The organism is Bradyrhizobium sp. (assembly GCF_050014615.1).
In the GTDB taxonomy this organism is placed as follows: Bacteria; Pseudomonadota; Alphaproteobacteria; order Rhizobiales; family Xanthobacteraceae; genus Bradyrhizobium.
The window spans coordinates 1-14,502 of record NZ_JBEKCZ010000135.1 but is presented as its reverse complement, the minus strand read 5'-3'; the positions used below and the strand labels follow the sequence as shown (position 1 = coordinate 14,502).

General features: G+C 62.0%; 14 protein-coding genes and 1 riboswitch. Of the genes, 9 read left to right on the top strand and 5 right to left on the bottom strand.

Annotation, left to right across the window (positions count from 1 at the left end; genetic code table 11):
* Both ABR948_RS20610 and ABR948_RS20605 read left to right on the top strand, forming a co-directional pair.
* A partial coding sequence (locus ABR948_RS20610) for an ATP-binding cassette domain-containing protein (RefSeq protein WP_428121393.1) occupies positions 1-500 on the top strand: 500 nt, incomplete at its 5' end.
* Between the two features lie 564 nt (positions 501-1,064).
* Positions 1,065-1,880 (top strand): RMD1 family protein, encoded by an 816-nt coding sequence (locus tag ABR948_RS20605; protein ID WP_428121390.1) that lies wholly within the window; start codon positions 1,065-1,067, stop codon positions 1,878-1,880.
* A 19-nt stretch (positions 1,881-1,899) separates the two neighbouring features.
* Here ABR948_RS20605 and ABR948_RS20600 read toward each other — a convergent pair whose 3' ends face one another.
* From ABR948_RS20600 to ABR948_RS20580, 5 genes are all read right to left on the bottom strand, one after another.
* Positions 1,900-2,628: a DUF3750 domain-containing protein gene (locus ABR948_RS20600; RefSeq protein ID WP_428121388.1), complete on the bottom strand. Its 729-nt coding sequence runs from the start codon at positions 2,626-2,628 to the stop codon at positions 1,900-1,902.
* A gap of 102 nt (positions 2,629-2,730) precedes the next feature.
* On the bottom strand, positions 2,731-3,465 hold the full coding sequence (locus tag ABR948_RS20595) for a GntR family transcriptional regulator (RefSeq protein WP_428121386.1): 735 nt from the start codon (positions 3,463-3,465) through the stop codon (positions 2,731-2,733).
* The gene (locus ABR948_RS20590) at positions 3,462-4,307 is read right to left on the bottom strand and encodes an ABC transporter permease (protein ID WP_428121384.1); all 846 of its coding nucleotides are present in this window, start codon (positions 4,305-4,307) and stop codon (positions 3,462-3,464) included. Before ABR948_RS20590 ends, ABR948_RS20595 begins: the two co-directional genes overlap by 4 nt.
* A complete protein-coding gene (locus ABR948_RS20585; protein ID WP_428121382.1) occupies positions 4,304-5,188 on the bottom strand; it encodes an ABC transporter ATP-binding protein in 885 nt (294 codons plus the stop codon). Before ABR948_RS20585 ends, ABR948_RS20590 begins: the two co-directional genes overlap by 4 nt.
* 32 nt (positions 5,189-5,220) lie before the next feature.
* Positions 5,221-6,312: an ABC transporter substrate-binding protein gene (locus tag ABR948_RS20580; RefSeq protein ID WP_428121380.1), complete on the bottom strand. Its 1,092-nt coding sequence runs from the start codon at positions 6,310-6,312 to the stop codon at positions 5,221-5,223.
* A gap of 248 nt (positions 6,313-6,560) precedes the next feature.
* Between ABR948_RS20580 and ABR948_RS20575 the strand changes: the two genes are divergently transcribed.
* The 7 genes from ABR948_RS20575 to ABR948_RS20545 form a co-directional block, all read left to right on the top strand.
* Entirely contained in the window at positions 6,561-7,343 is a 783-nt protein-coding gene (locus tag ABR948_RS20575) for an SDR family oxidoreductase (protein WP_428121378.1), read from the top strand.
* A gap of 10 nt (positions 7,344-7,353) precedes the next feature.
* Positions 7,354-8,235 carry an alpha/beta fold hydrolase gene (locus ABR948_RS20570; protein WP_428121376.1) on the top strand — a complete coding sequence of 294 codons (882 nt, stop codon included), beginning with the start codon at positions 7,354-7,356 and terminating at the stop codon, positions 8,233-8,235.
* A gap of 87 nt (positions 8,236-8,322) precedes the next feature.
* Positions 8,323-8,549, top strand: a riboswitch (cobalamin riboswitch).
* Positions 8,550-8,650: 101 nt separating this feature from the next.
* On the top strand, positions 8,651-9,697 hold the full coding sequence (locus ABR948_RS20565) for a HoxN/HupN/NixA family nickel/cobalt transporter (protein WP_428121395.1): 1,047 nt from the start codon (positions 8,651-8,653) through the stop codon (positions 9,695-9,697).
* 73 nt (positions 9,698-9,770) lie between these two features.
* Positions 9,771-11,867 carry a carbohydrate porin gene (locus ABR948_RS20560; protein ID WP_428121374.1) on the top strand — a complete coding sequence of 699 codons (2,097 nt, stop codon included), beginning with the start codon at positions 9,771-9,773 and terminating at the stop codon, positions 11,865-11,867.
* Between the two features lie 95 nt (positions 11,868-11,962).
* Positions 11,963-12,745 carry a precorrin-6A synthase (deacetylating) gene (cobF, locus tag ABR948_RS20555; RefSeq protein WP_428121372.1) on the top strand — a complete coding sequence of 261 codons (783 nt, stop codon included), beginning with the start codon at positions 11,963-11,965 and terminating at the stop codon, positions 12,743-12,745.
* Positions 12,742-14,049: a precorrin-3B synthase gene (gene cobG, locus ABR948_RS20550; RefSeq protein ID WP_428121370.1), complete on the top strand. Its 1,308-nt coding sequence runs from the start codon at positions 12,742-12,744 to the stop codon at positions 14,047-14,049. The genes cobF and cobG overlap by 4 nt, the downstream gene beginning before the upstream one ends.
* The coding region (locus tag ABR948_RS20545; RefSeq protein WP_428121367.1) for a precorrin-8X methylmutase at positions 14,042-14,502 on the top strand (461 nt) is incomplete at its 3' end. The genes cobG and ABR948_RS20545, both read left to right, overlap by 8 nt.

Sequence of the window (14,502 nt, the reverse complement as noted above, 5' to 3'; positions counted from 1 at the left end):
ACCCGCGCTTCACCGCGTTCGATTGCATCGCCCATCCATTGCTGCGGCTTTCGGGCATGCGCCCGGGCGCCGCGTTGCGCCAGCGCGTCGAGGAATGCGCGCAGCGCGTGGGATTGCCCCTGGAGCTGTTGCCGCGCTTTCCGCATCAGCTCTCCGGCGGCCAGAAGGCCCGCATCGGCATCGCCCGCGCCATCGCCTGCCGGCCGCGTCTATTGGTGCTGGATGAGCCGACGGCGGCGCTCGACGTCTCGGTGCAGGCCGTGGTGTTGCAATTGCTGGATCGGCTGCGGCGCGAGGATAACCTCTCGCTGCTGTTCGTCAGCCACGACCTCAATGTGGTTCGCATGATGTGCGATCACACCATCGTTCTGCGCGACGGCCGTATTGTCGAGCAGGGCGAGAGCCGGGCGCTGTTCGACAATCCGCAGACCGCCTACACCCGCGAACTGGTCGACGCCGTGCCCCATATCGGAGGGGAGGCGGCTGCAGCCGTCGTCTGACATTGCCCGGTACGTGACGATTTAATCAACGGCAGCGCGCGACCGGTTCCCGTGTCACGCGACATTCATGGGTTAGCGTTCAAACTGACTCAACTTCCTGTCAGTGTCCGCTGGGGTGCTGCGACCCAGAGGCGAATGTCCCTAAAGTTTGATCGCCGGCCAAGTTCGCCTCCTTGTCAAAGCCACATTTGATTTGGAACAATGCGCCCGTCGTCAAACGTGCAAAAAGTAATTCCATGAGAATATCAGACCTTACTTGCCCGTCTTGCGCTTCGGCCTATGAAATGGCCGAGTCGATATCAGCCGAGGGAAGCCCGGGCCGGGCCGAATGCAGCGTTTGCGGCGCGCTTCTGGACTCCTGGCAGGCACCCAAGCTTCGAGCCTATCGACTGGTGTTGTCTCCGGAGCGAAAATATCGGCACATTGTCGCGCCGCCATCCCCACTCTCCTCGATTGTCGCGTAGTATCATCGCTGGCTCGAGAGGCCGCGACCAGTGGGCAGGCGCCGTGGCGGAGCATGACGCCATGTCACCGGACCAGAGCGTGTCTCGAGGAGACGGCGTGATGACCAAACCGCAATTCATTTCGGCGGAAATGGGGACACGGGTTACGGCCCACGCGCTGCATGTCGGCGACCGGATCAATACCATGGGCTTCGAAGGCGAGGCTCTTTCGGCGGTTCCGCTCGCCATCAGGGTCAGCAAGACCGGCATCGCCGTTCTTTTTCGCTACGGCGTTGCCGTGCTGATCGGCTTGTCGCCCGAAGACGAAACCGGGTTTTTGGCAAAGCTGACGCCCCGGATCGGCGGCAAGCTCGCGCGGTTCGAGGAGGAAACCGCGGTCGTCGAACTCGCCAACGAGGCCGAGGATCAGGTTCAGGCGGGGGGACCGATTCAGCTGCGCGACATGCAGCCGGAACGACTTCTTGTCATTGCCGATGTGCTGGCCAAGAGCGTCGTGCTGGCCAATGACGAGCGCGAAGTTGCAAGAGTCTTCGAGGTCATCGAACCGTTTGCCAGGGAACTGGCCGATCACGGGCGAACCGGAAGGGACCGGAAAAGCGTACTGCAGCTGATCGGAAATGCCCTGCTGGTGCAGCAAAGGGTATCCGGCCGAGTCGCGATCGGAGAAAAGCCGGACGCGCTATGGGAACGTCCGGACCTGGAGCGGCTTTATGCCCGCCTGGAAGACGAATACGAACTCAAGGAGCGCGTCGATACCCTCAACCGCAAACTCGCCGTGGTGGCGGAAACCGCCAATACGCTCGCCGATCTGATCGACACCCGCCGGTCGCTGCGCCTCGAACTCATTGTCGTGGTGCTGATCGCGTTTGAGATCGTCGTCACCTTCTATCAAATCTACGCTGGCAGAGGTCATTGACGCTGGAGCCGCGCGACTTTCACTGGCTCAACGGCAGACCGAGCCGTCCGAGGCCCGGAAACTTCAGCGCCGGGCGGCGGATGTCGAGGCCAAGCACGCCGCCGAAAAAGTTAAACTCGAGGCCTTCCATCCAGCCGATGGTCAGGCCGAGATAGCCGCCCAGCGAGACGAACACGCCGGTACGCGACGATGTGAGACCAAACCACCGGCCGCGATAGGGATAGTCCTTGCCGATCGCGGTCGGCGGCAGTACCGCGTTCAGTTGCGGGACGGCATCGAGGACGGCCTGCACGAAGGTGTTTGAATTCGGACCGGGCCAGGCACTGTAGTCGCCATAGGCTCGAAACTTGTAGTTCCCGATCACCGAGCGAATCTCCGGAATCAGCTTTTCAGCCTCCGCGCCGTCAATGCTGGCGACAGCCTGGGGCAGCGCGCCGAACCATTTTCCATCCGCGGCAAATCCATCGACGCGGATGGGCTCACCCCACGCCGTGTAGTCATAGCGGTTATATCGGGAAGCACCGCGCTCCTTGAGCACGATCCAGCTGTGGACGGCGAAGATGCCGCGCCAGCGCACGGTCCGCGCGGCGTAGATCCGGATCAGCGCTTCCGGATGGTCGGCCGCGGCCGGCAGCAGTCCGGCGCTGGAGCGGTCCGCGGTCTGCCAGTTTCCGCGCCGGTCTTCGCGAAGGTAGTTCGCGGTCGAGACCAAGAGCGGCGCGATGATCAGGAACAGAAAAATGAGCACGTATTTCTTCAAGGGCAGGGGATCAGCTGGATCGACGTCGTTGCCATGATGTAATTCGCCCAGCGGGTTTTGCCAGCTCGGCGTGAAGATATTTTGTATTTGTCAGGCTAGTTCGGCCAGCAGGTTCTGATCGCCGGATACCCGCAGGAAATGCAGCAGGTCAGAGAGGCCTTCTCCCAGCAAGGTGACATGCGCGCGCATCACGAGGCCCGCCTGCGCCGCCTCGCCGCGGCAGATCGCGATCATCACCTGTTCGTGTTCGGGGATCGAGGATTCCATCCGCCCCGGCTGGTAGGTGATGGTGCGGCGATAGGGCGAGATCTTCACGGTCAGCCGCCGCAATTCATCCTGCAAAATACGGTTGTGGCTCGCTGTCGAGATCGTTTCGTGAAACTCGAGATTGGCTTCATAGAAGCCGTCGACATCGCTGGCCTGTGCCGCGACCGCGCACGCCTGGTGCGCGGCCTCAAGACGGAGCCGCTGATCGGGCCGGATTCGGCGGGCGGCCTGGGCCGAGGCCAGTGCCTCCATCTCGGCCGCGACGCTGAAGGCGTCCAGAAGATCAGCAATCGACAACTGCGCCACTTGCAGTCCCTGTCGTCCCCGCGACACCACAAGCCCGCTGGCCGCCAGTCGTTGCAATGCCTCGCGCACTGGCGTGCGCGACACGCCAAACTGCTCGGCCAATTGGCGCTCGTCGAGACGGTCGCCGGGCTTGCGATGGCCCTTGAGGATTTCAACTTCCAGCCGATGCACGACGCCGGCTGAGAGCGATTCCGGCTCTTCGGTCGACATCGTCGCCCGCGCGACGGGTGGGGCGCCTGATACGATTTTCATGAGTTGTCCGCCGAGTAGAATCTGTTCGCGATCGATTCGCCGAGCGCCACCAGTCCATAGAGCAACAGGCCGCACACGCACAGCACCACGATGGCCGCCATCGAGATCTCGGTGTCGGCACGCGCGGTCGCAAAAATGATGAGATAACCGAGGCCGGCCTGCGCGGTGATGAATTCGCCGATGATGACGCCGATGATGGCCAGCGTCACGGCGATCTTCATGCCGCTGAAAATATGCGGCAGCGCCGCCGGAAAGCGAACGCTGGTGAAGATCTGCCACTCGCTTGCGGTTAGCGAACGACACAGTCGCAGCATGCCCTTGTCGACGTTGGCAAAGCCGGCGGTGGTCGCGATCACGACCGGGAAAAATGCGATGAAGACCGCAAACGTGATGCGCGATTGCGAACCGATCCCGAGCCAGATGATGAACAAAGGAGCCAGCGCGATTTTCGGGATCAGCTGGAAGAACACCAGATTGGGGTACAGCGCTTCCCGCGCGAGCCGGGAATAGGTGATGAGGATCGCCAAGGCTATTCCGAGCAGTGTCGCCAGCACAAAGGCCGCGGCGGATTCCAGTGTTGTCGGCACCGCATGCATCAGCAAAATATCGTAGCGTGCGATGATGTAATGTGTGATCGATATCGGCGAGGGCAGAATGACCGGCGGAATGTGGCCGAGCGTGACCGCGAGCTGCCAGCCCAGCAGCACGATCGCGGCCAGTCCCAGCGGCAACGCGATGCCCCGTAAATTGGCCAGGCCGTTTTCCTCCTGGTTTGCCGCAGTGGCGATGATCGCGCCGGTTTCGGTGCCGATGCCTGTCGGTGCCAATCCTGTTGACGTCATGCCGGGCCTCCCTCGAATGTTTCAGCGCGGGTCTCACCAGCGCGGGTTTCCTGGACAGAAGTTTGCGCCGGGAGCGGGCCTTGATGGGCTTCCTCGATCGTGAGGCGAAGTTTTCGGCAGACCATGGCGAATTCGCTCGTCTCCTCGATGTCGAAACGACGCGGACGCGGAAACGGCATCTTCATGTCGAGCGCGATCGTGGAGGGCCGGCCGCCCATCACCACGACCCGGTCGGACAGGAACGCCGCTTCGCGGATCGAATGCGTGACGAAAACCACTGTTTTTTTGTAGGTCTCCAGAATCTCCGACAGCGCGACGTTCATCTGGTCGCGGGTGATGGCGTCGAGCGCGCTGAACGGCTCGTCCATCAACAGGATATCCGGATCATGGATCAGCGCCCGGCAGATCGAGACGCGCTGCCGCATTCCGCCCGAGAGCTGCGACGGCTTCTTGTGCTCGAAGCCGGACAGTCCCACCATGTTCAGCAGTTCAAGGGCGCGCCGGCGATACGCCTCGATCGGCAATTTGAGAATGCGAACCGGAAACAGCACGTTGTCGAGCGCGCTCTTCCAGGGCAACAATGTCGCGTCCTGGAAGATGACGCCGATATCGCGACGCGGTTTCTTGACCTCGGACCCGCCGAGCAGGATCGATCCGCCGGTCGGCTGTTCGAGCCCGGCGATCATCATCAACAGTGTGCTCTTGCCGCAGCCGCTGGGGCCGAGCAGCGAGACGAATTCGCCGCGCGACACGTCGAGCGAGGCCGAGGCCACCGCCTGCACCGGCGCCTGTCGCGTGAAATAGGTCTTCTGGACGTTGCGGACGGATACCAGCGGCGCGGGGACCGCCGTGGCCTCAGCTTCGTTATTGATGGAGAGCATCGACGTTACCGATTGCATCGGCGCGGGGTAAGTCAACTGACGTATTTACGGAAGGCCGCGGTGCTTTTTTCGGCTGCGGCCAGTTCATCGGCGCTCAGCATCACCTTGCCGACGAATTGGTTGGTGAACAGCGCCTCGACATCGGGCCGCGTCGCGCCGTCACCCGCGGCATATTTCACCACCAGATCGGCCATGGTCGCGACTTTCTTCGGGTCGGCAAAGCCGAAACCGTGTTCCTTCACTTCAGGCACGAGATTGGTGAGGTTGGTCAATCCGAGGCCGATGCGGGCATAGTCCTTGCCGGTCGAGGAGATCGCGACTTCGCTGTTGGCTTTCAGGAAAACATCGATCGCTTCGTCGAAATTCGTCATGGTGAAGCGGATCGCCTGCATCGCCCCCTCGACGAATGCGGCGCATAATCCGGGATCCTTTTCCAGCCGCTGCGGCTGGGTGGTGAGCGACTGGCCGTAGAATTCGATGCCGGCATCCCGGAACAGCATGAAACGCACTTCGGTGCCGAGCGGTGACAGCGAGGGGATCGTGCTGGTGGCGAAGGCCGAGACGGCATCGACCTGCTGCTCCATCAGCGAGCGCTCTCGAACCTTGCCGTCGATCTGCACGATCTGCACTTTGCTAAGATCGAAGCCCGCCTTCTGCGCATAGAGCGGCAGGAACGGATATTCGCCCGAACTGACGCTGGCGCCGAGCTTCCTGCCTTCCAGATCCTTCGGGGTCTTGATCGGCGACGCGGCCAGCAGACCGATCCCCATCAGCGCGTCATAATTGATCTGGCCGATGCAGGTGATCGGCAGCTTCTTGGCCGCCTGGACGATCACCGTCGGCGTCGCGGCCATGCCGAAATCGAAGGTGCCGGCACTGACCGCTTGCGCCGCGGCACCGGATCCAGAGCCGCGCGCGACGCTGACGTCGAGACCTGCCTTCTTCCAGAAACCCCTGTCGCGCGCGACATAGGCGAACAGATTGGGGCCCTCGGGAATCCACGACGTCGTGAAGCCGACTTTGGTCGCGCCTTGCGAAATGGCGGGTGTGGCCAGCGGCAGGCCAGTCGCGCCGAGGCCCGCGATACCCATGCCCTTCAACACCCGACGACGTGAAATCGGCATCGACCCTCTCCCTCTGTGACCAACGACGACGGCGGACCCGTGTCGCGTGCCGGCCAGCATCATATTGATCGTATCCCGGCGCAAGCGCCATTATGCCAGGAATGCCGTCCTGCATGTAATATCGGCCCGAGGCCTATGGGATGAGCGATAAAAGACGAAGTTTTGAGCTATTCGGCATGCTAAAATCATGCTTGTTACGGACTATCATGCGAAATTCGTGAAACCTGCATGCAAGAAGGGGCGCCGACATGGATCTGAGGCTCAAGGGCAAGTCGGTGCTGGTGACCGGCGCCTCGCAGGGGATCGGCGAAGGCGTGGCGCGTGCGTTCGCCGAGGAAGGCTGCGATCTTCATCTGGTCGCGCGTTCGGGCGATCGGCTCGAGGCCATCAAGGCTGAGATCGAGGCTTTGCACGGCGTCAAGGTCACGGTCCATGCCATCGATTTGACGGCCGCCGGCGCGATCGATCCCCTGGTCGAGGCCGTCGGCGATATCGACATCCTCGTCAACAATGCCGGCGTCATTCCCAGCGGCAATTTGTGGGATGTCGACGAATCCAAATGGCGTGCCGGCTGGGAGCTGAAAGTATTCGGCTACATCAATCTGACGCGCGCGATCTATCCGCGGCTCAAGGCGCGCGGCGGCGGCGTCATCATCAACAATATCGGCAATGGCGGTGAAGTGTTCGATCCAAACTACGTGGCCGGGACCACCGGGAATGCCAGCCTGATGGCGTTCACGCGTGCCATGGGCGGTCACTCGCTGGACGACAATATCCGTGTCGTCGGGGTCAATCCCGGGCCGGTGGATACCGACCGCATCTACAACATGTTGAAGAAACGCTCCACGCAGTTGTTCGGCACCGAGGATCGGTACAAGGAGTTGGAGGAGCGCTATCCTCTCAAGCGGCCGGCTCACGTTCATGAGATCACCGATTTGATCGTGTTTCTCGCGTCTTATCGTTCCGGCTATACGTCGGGGACGATCTTTACGGTCGATGGCGGCATTGCGTCGCGCCGTTCGGTGATCTGAGGAGTTGGCGATGAGCTTTGCGACCACGAGCGATGGGGTCCGTCTTTTTTACGAGAGCGCCGGATCGGGCACGCCGATCATTTTTGTCCATGAATTCGGCGGCAGCCATTGGAGCTGGGAGCCGCAGCTCAATTTCTTCGCGCGCCGCCACCGCTGCATCACGTTCGCGGCGCGGGGCTTTCCGCCCTCCGATATCCCCGAAACTGTCGAGGCCTATTCTCAGGCGCGTGCCGCCGATGACATCGTTGACGTGCTGGATGCTGTGGGAATCGACAAGGCCCATGTCGTCGGCCTGTCGATGGGCGGCTTCGCCAGTCTCCACGCCGCATTGCGCCATCCCGAGCGCGTGTTGTCCGTGGTGGCCGCGGGCACCGGCTACGGCGCCGAAAAAGTCCATGAGGATTACTTCAAGGGCGTTTCCGAGCAGGTCGCGAGGAATTTCGAGGAGCGCGGCGCCAAAGCGTTCGCCCCGGTCTATGCGGAGGGCGCCTCAAGGGTGCAGTTCCAGGAAAAGGATCCGCGCGGTTGGCAGCTGTTCGCCGATCGGCTCGGACAGCACGATTCAAAAGGCGCCGCCAATACCATGCGTGGCGTGCAGATGCGCCGGCCCTCGCTCTACGATCTCGAGGCCGAGTTGCGCGCGCTGCAGACGCCGGTGCTGGTGATGGTCGGTGACGAGGACGATCACTGCCTGCAGCCGGGCCTGTTTCTGAAACGCACGATCAAACGCTCCGCGCTGGCGGTGTTTCCGAAATCGGGCCACACGCTCAATCTCGAGGAGCCGGAGCTTTTCAACCGGCTGGTATCGGATTTCATCGCGCAGGTTGAAGCCGGACGATGGACGCCGCGCGATCCCCGCGCCAATCCCGCGCAGGTCATGCGCACCGATTGATCAAGCGCCGGGGGCAGCCCTGTCCGAGACCGGCGTTCTCAAAGGCCAGGCCGCTGCCGTTCGATTGACAAAGCCCGATTTGTGGCTTTACTTGGCTACAGTTTGGGAGTGCTGGTCACGTCGACCAGCAAAGGGAATTTGGTGCGGTTCGCTCACCGGTTATAGACGGCGAACCAATTCCAGAGCTGCGCCCGCAACTGTAAGCGGTGAGTCCTTCTTCGAAAATGCCACTGGGCTTTTACGTCAAAGCCCGGGAAGGCGGAGAAGGGTTATGACCCGCGAGTCAGGAGACCGGCCCGAACACGTCATCCTTCCGGCGTGCGGTGCGCGCGCATGGGGCGGTTCTTTCGCTGCGGTGACATGGATAGAATGTCTTGCGGATGGAGGGCCCGCCGTGGCTGCGTATGCGAAATCGATGGTTCTGAGCAACGAGTCCCGCCCCGAATTGCTGGGCTTTCGGGGACGGATCGCCGCAATTTACGGCCTGCTCATTTTTGCCAATCTGGCCGCCTGGATCTGGGCTTTCATCGCGTTCGCGCATCAACCGGTTCTGATTGGAACCGCCGTGCTGGCCTACAGCCTCGGGCTTCGTCACGCCATCGATGCCGACCACATTGCGGCGATCGACAACGTCACGCGCCAATTGATGCAGGAGGGCAAGCGGCCGGTCGCGGTCGGCTTTTTCTTTGCCTTGGGACATTCGACCGTCGTTGTGGTCGCTTCTCTTGCCGTTGCGCTGACCGCAAATGCGCTCCGCGACACGCTGGTTTCCTATCGCGCGATCGGAGCGGTGATCGGGACCTCGGCGTCGGCGCTGTTCCTCTTCATCATTGCGATCGCCAATCTGATCGTGTTGCGCGGCGTCTACCGGGCGTTTCGTCTGGTCGAGCGCAGCGAACATGTCAGCGACGAGAGCATCGATGCGCTGTTGCACCAGCGCGGCTGGCTGGCGCGGTTGTTTAGGCCGCTCTTTCGTTTCGTCTCGGAAAGCTGGCATCTTTATCCGATCGGTCTGTTGTTCGCGTTTGGTTTTGAGACCGCGAGCGAGATCAGCCTGTTCGGCCTTTCCGCGCAGGCTTCCAATGCGGTCGCCAGCTGGTCGATCCTGGTTTTCCCCGCGCTGTTCGCCGCGGGGATGACGCTGGTCGATACCACCGACGGCGTCCTGATGCTGGGCGCCTATGGCTGGGCCTATCGAAATCCCATACGCAAGCTGTTCTATAATCTGACCATCACATCGGTGTCGGTGCTGGTGGCCTTGGTGGTCGGCGGCATCGAAACACTCGGTCTGATCGCGGGCCAATTTCATCTGCAGGGAGCGTTCTGGAATGCGATCTCGGACCTCAACGATAATTTCGGCGCGCTCGGCTACGGCATTGTCGCGCTGTTCGTCGTGAGCTGGGGAACGTCGCTTATCGTCTATCGCCTGAGGGGATACGAGCGTTTTGCCAGGCCGGATTGATTTCAGTCCCGGAGGCTTGACGTTTCTGTTCGCAATCCGTTTCTGATCGAATGCTGTCATCGCGGCGAGGCCTGTGGCTAAACATACCGAAACAATTCTGCGCGTGTTGGGTTGTGTCGCGGCGGCGTGCCTTGCCACGGTGAGGTGTGGTCACGCGGCGGATATGCCGGTCGCCGGCGCGATGCCGTTGAAGGCGCCGCCGGTTTCACAGGCCTATGACTGGTCCGGCTTCTATGTCGGCGGCCATATCGGCTACGCCGCGGGTAATTCGGATTGGACCGCCAACCCGCCGCAGGCAGGGCTGCCGGCGACAGCAGGCACGCTGAGTGTGTTCCTGCCGCTGAACAGTTTTTTCGAATCTGGAAGCTTTTTGGCGGGTGTGCAGACCGGCTACAATTACATGCTGTCCAATCGCGTCGTCATCGGAGTGGAAGCCGACGCGTCGTTTCCGGCTTTCCCAAATGCCGATGGCCTCTCCATGAGCGGCTCGTCCAGTTTCAACTCCGCGGTCATAGGCGCGGCAACCCTTCGCGAGACGGCGCTGTCGTTCGGGACGGTGCGCGGCCGCGTCGGATACGCGCCGGGAAGCTGGCTGTTCTATGCGACCGGCGGATTGGCGTGGACCTATGATCAGCAAACGCTCACGCAGGCTGCATCCGGAAGCAGCGAAGCGCCGCTGCTGTGGCGGTTCGGCTGGGCGGCGGGTGCGGGCGTCGAAGTTCCCGTTGCGCCGAACTGGAGCGCCAAGGCTGAATATTTGTGGACCGGCTACCCCACCGCTGGCGTGGCCTATCCGTTCCTGGGGCAGCGTATCAGTTCCGATTTTTTGCTGCAGGAACTTCGGCTCGGGCTGAACTATCGCTTCGGCCCATCGCAGACGTCGGCGATTGCAGCATCACCATTTGCCCCGCTCGCGGATATCGTCAGCCTGCATGGGCAAGCGACCGTCGTCGACCAGGGCTATCCGTCATTCCGCTCGCCTTATGCGGGGGCTAACAGCCTGTCAGGCGGCGGGCAAAACCGGGAGACATTTGACGCCACGCTATTCGCTGGTTTGCGGCCGTGGCAAGGCGCCGAATTCTGGGCCAACCCGGAGATCGATCAGGGCTTCGGACTGAACAACACGCACGGCGTCGCCGGCTTTCTGAGTGCCGAAGCCTACAAGCTCGGCGACACCTATCCCTATGCGCGTGTTCAGCGTGCCTTTCTGCGCCAGACCATCAACCTCGGCGGCGATACCGAGAAGGTTGACGCCGACATCAATCAGTTCGCGGGTTCACGCAGTTCGGACCGGCTGGTGCTGACGGTCGGCAGGTTCGCCATTGTCGACATCTTCGATACCAATAAGTACGCCAACAATCCGAAGACCGATTTCCTGAACTGGTCTCTGGTCAATGCGGGCACGTTTGACTACGCCGGCGACGGCTGGGGTTACACCTACGGGGCCGCGGCGGAATGGTACCAGGGCCGCTGGACGCTGCGCGCGGGTGCATTCGATCTGTCGGCGACACCCGCGGGAGGAATGAGCCCGTTGGGTTACGGCCTCGATTCCACCTTCCAGCAATTCCAGATGGTGGCAGAAATCGAAGAGCGCCACGAACTGTGGGGACAGCCGGGCAAGCTCAAGATCACCGGCTTTCTCAGCCGCGGTGACGCCGGAGATTTCTCGGATGCCATTGCGCTGGCGCAGGCCACCGGTCTGCCGGCCGACATCAACGCGGTGCGGTCCTATAACAGCCGGCCCGGCATCAGCGTCAATCTCGAGCAGCAAGTGACGGCTACGCTGGGGGTGTTTGCCCGCGCTGGCTGGGCCGACGGCAATATCGAGCCATGGGATTTCACCGACGTCGACCGCACGATCTCAGGCGGCATTTCGCTGACCGGCAAGTCGTGGGGCCGGCCGGACGATACCATCGGCGTCGCCGGCGTCATCAACGGCATCTCCAGCGTCCATGTCGCGTTTCTGAATGCCGGAGGTCTCGGCATTCTCATCGGCGACGGGCAGTTGACCAACTATGGTCTGGAGAAAATTCTTGAGGCTTACTACAGCTATGCGCTGACGCCGTCGACGCGACTTTCCCTGGACTACCAATTTGTCGGCAATCCCGGCTACAACGCCGACCGCGGTCCGGTGAACGTTTTCGCCGCGCGAATTCATTGGCAATCCTAGCCGATGGCAGCGTGGAGAAAAACGGATTCTTGCACCGCCGCCGTGGCTGCATTGTATAGAATCCGTATCGAACAAAATCGGTGGAGTATCGTGTCATGAAGAAGATACTCATTATCGGCATCGGCGCGGGAGATCCCGATTACGTCACCATGCAGGCCGTCAACGCGCTCAATCAGGTTGACGTCTTCTTCATGATGGACAAGGGACCCAGCAAGACCAAGCTGATCGAGCTTCGCAAGGAGATCTGCCGGCGGTACATCAAAGGCGATGACCATCGCTTCGTGGACGCCACCAGTCCGCAATGGACGCGCGGCACGGAGGATTATTTCTCGACCGTCGACGACCTCAATCGCGACAAGCAGGTCTTGTTCGAACGCCTGATCGCGGAGGAAATGGCGGACGGTGAATGCGGGGCGTTCCTGGTGTGGGGCGACCCGACCCTCTACGACAGCACCATCCGCATCATCGAGATCATCGCCAGCAGCGGTCGCCACGACCTCGACTACGAGGTTATTCCCGGCATCAGCAGCATCCAGGCGCTGGCGGCGAAGCACAGAACGACGCTCAATCGCATCGGTCAGTCGATCGAGATCACGACGGGGCGGAAGATGGCGGAGGGTTTTCCCGAGGGCGCCGACAGTGTCGTCGTCATGCTCGATGCCGAAGACACCTACAAGCGGTTCGCGGATCAGGATATCGATATCTATTGGGGCGCCTATGTCGGCATGCCGGACGAGATTCTGGTTTCCGGCAAGCTTAGGGATGTGGCCCGCGATATCGAACGCATGCGGGCGGAGGCGCGGCAGGCAAACGGCTGGATCATGGACAGCTACCTGATGCGAAGGGGCGGTGGGGCCAGCGGAGGAAGCACGACGTGATTGGTTCGGCGGCATTTGAGGTGAAGGGCTGGTGCCCCGGTGCTTTGCGGCCGATGCAAAGCGGCGACGGGCTTATTGTCCGTATACGCCCGCGATCCGCGACGTTCAGCCCGGGCGAATTGGCCGTGCTTGCCAATGCCGCGCGGCAGTTCGGCAACGGCCACATCGATCTGACGCGGCGGGCCAATCTGCAGATCCGGGGTGTCAGTGAGGCGTCGTTGCCCGGGTTGCACGACATGGTCGCACGGCTCGGACTGCTCGACGAAAACGCGGATGGCGAAGCCGTACGCAACGTCATGATCAATCCGCTGGCGGGGATTGATCCCGCTGAAGTGTTCGATATCAGGCCGATCGGCCGGGAGCTCGCGCACTTGCTGGTGTCGGATAAATCCCTCTGGGCGTTGCCGTCCAAATTCGGCTTCATCGTCGATGGCGGCGGTGTTCTGTCGCTAGCGCAGCTGCGCGCCGATGTTCGCGTTGTGGCCATGGCCGCTGGAAAGGACGTCGCGATCGCGATCGGCTTCGAGACCCGGGCCGGCACGGAATGGTTGGGTTCAACTTCTCCCGGCGACGCGGCTTCGGCTGCGATCGAGATCGGCCTTGCCTTCATCGATGTCGCATCGCGCGAAAAGCGGCAACGCATGCGCGATCTCTCGGGCGAAGGTCTTGCGTCGATCCGCTCAGCGATGCGATCGCGACTTGGTACGCTGCATGAAAATCCGCCGAAGGCCGATGCCTCGTTGAATCGCCGCATCGGTTTGATCGAACTCGGCGAGGGGCGGTTCGCGGTGGGCATCGCGGCGCCTTTCGGGCGCTTGGAGACCGATCAGCTTCGCAAGCTTGTGGACGTGATGGCTGTCCATGGCGTCGGGGAGGTCAGGCTTTCGCCCTGGCGCACGCTCTACGCTAGTGTCCCCAGCCGGCGATCGGGACAGAGCATCCTCGATGCCGCGGCAGGCGATGGCCTGATTACCGATCCCGTCGACCCGCTGCTCCAGATTGAAGCCTGCCCGGGTGCTCCCGGTTGTCAGTCCACCGCTCTGGACACGCGCGGCGATGGCCGCCGGCTGGCGGCGTTGCTGCCGCGGTTTGGTTTCACCGGGACGGTTCATGTCTCCGGTTGTGCCAAGGGCTGCGCGAAGTCCGGATCGGCCGAACTGGTGCTGGTCGGTTGCGACGGACGCTATGGCATTGTGCGCGGCGGTACCGCCGGGGATCATCCCGCGCATCATTTTTCTTTCGCCGAATTGGCCGCCGATCCCGGCAACATTTTCGACATCGACGAAGGCAGCAGGCATGACTGAATTGCGCTCCTATATCCGGGACGGCGCCGAGATCTACCGCAACTCGTTTGCGATCATCCGTGCCGAGTCCGATCTGTCGCGCTTCAAGGCCAACGAAGAGAAGGTCGTGGTTCGGATCATTCATGCCTGCGGCATGGTCGATATCGCCGACGACGTCCTGATGTCCCCGACCTTTGCCGCCAGTGCAGCGCAGGCGCTGTCGCGCGGCGCACCGATATTGTGTGACGCGAAAATGGTCGCTCACGGCATCACCCGCAGCAGGCTGCCGCACAACAACAGCGTCATCTGCACGCTCGACGACCCCGGCGTGGCGCAGCTCGCCACCGAGATCGGAAACACCCGATCGGCCGCGGCGCTGGAGCTTTGGCGGCCGCATCTGGAGGGCGCTATCGTCGCGATCGGCAATGCACCGACCGCGCTGTTTCGATTGCTCGATATGCTCGACCAGGGGGC

Coding starts and splice junctions, on each gene's coding strand:
- ABR948_RS20605 (WP_428121390.1), top strand. CDS start 1,065: ATGACCAAACCGCAATTCATTTCGGCGGAAATGGGGACACGGGTTACG.
- ABR948_RS20595 (WP_428121386.1), bottom strand. CDS start 3,465: ATGAAAATCGTATCAGGCGCCCCACCCGTCGCGCGGGCGACGATGTCG.
- ABR948_RS20590 (WP_428121384.1), bottom strand. CDS start 4,307: ATGACGTCAACAGGATTGGCACCGACAGGCATCGGCACCGAAACCGGC.
- ABR948_RS20585 (WP_428121382.1), bottom strand. CDS start 5,188: ATGCTCTCCATCAATAACGAAGCTGAGGCCACGGCGGTCCCCGCGCCG.
- ABR948_RS20580 (WP_428121380.1), bottom strand. CDS start 6,312: ATGCCGATTTCACGTCGTCGGGTGTTGAAGGGCATGGGTATCGCGGGC.
- ABR948_RS20575 (WP_428121378.1), top strand. CDS start 6,561: ATGGATCTGAGGCTCAAGGGCAAGTCGGTGCTGGTGACCGGCGCCTCG.
- ABR948_RS20570 (WP_428121376.1), top strand. CDS start 7,354: ATGAGCTTTGCGACCACGAGCGATGGGGTCCGTCTTTTTTACGAGAGC.
- ABR948_RS20565 (WP_428121395.1), top strand. CDS start 8,651: ATGGTTCTGAGCAACGAGTCCCGCCCCGAATTGCTGGGCTTTCGGGGA.
- cobF (WP_428121372.1), top strand. CDS start 11,963: ATGAAGAAGATACTCATTATCGGCATCGGCGCGGGAGATCCCGATTAC.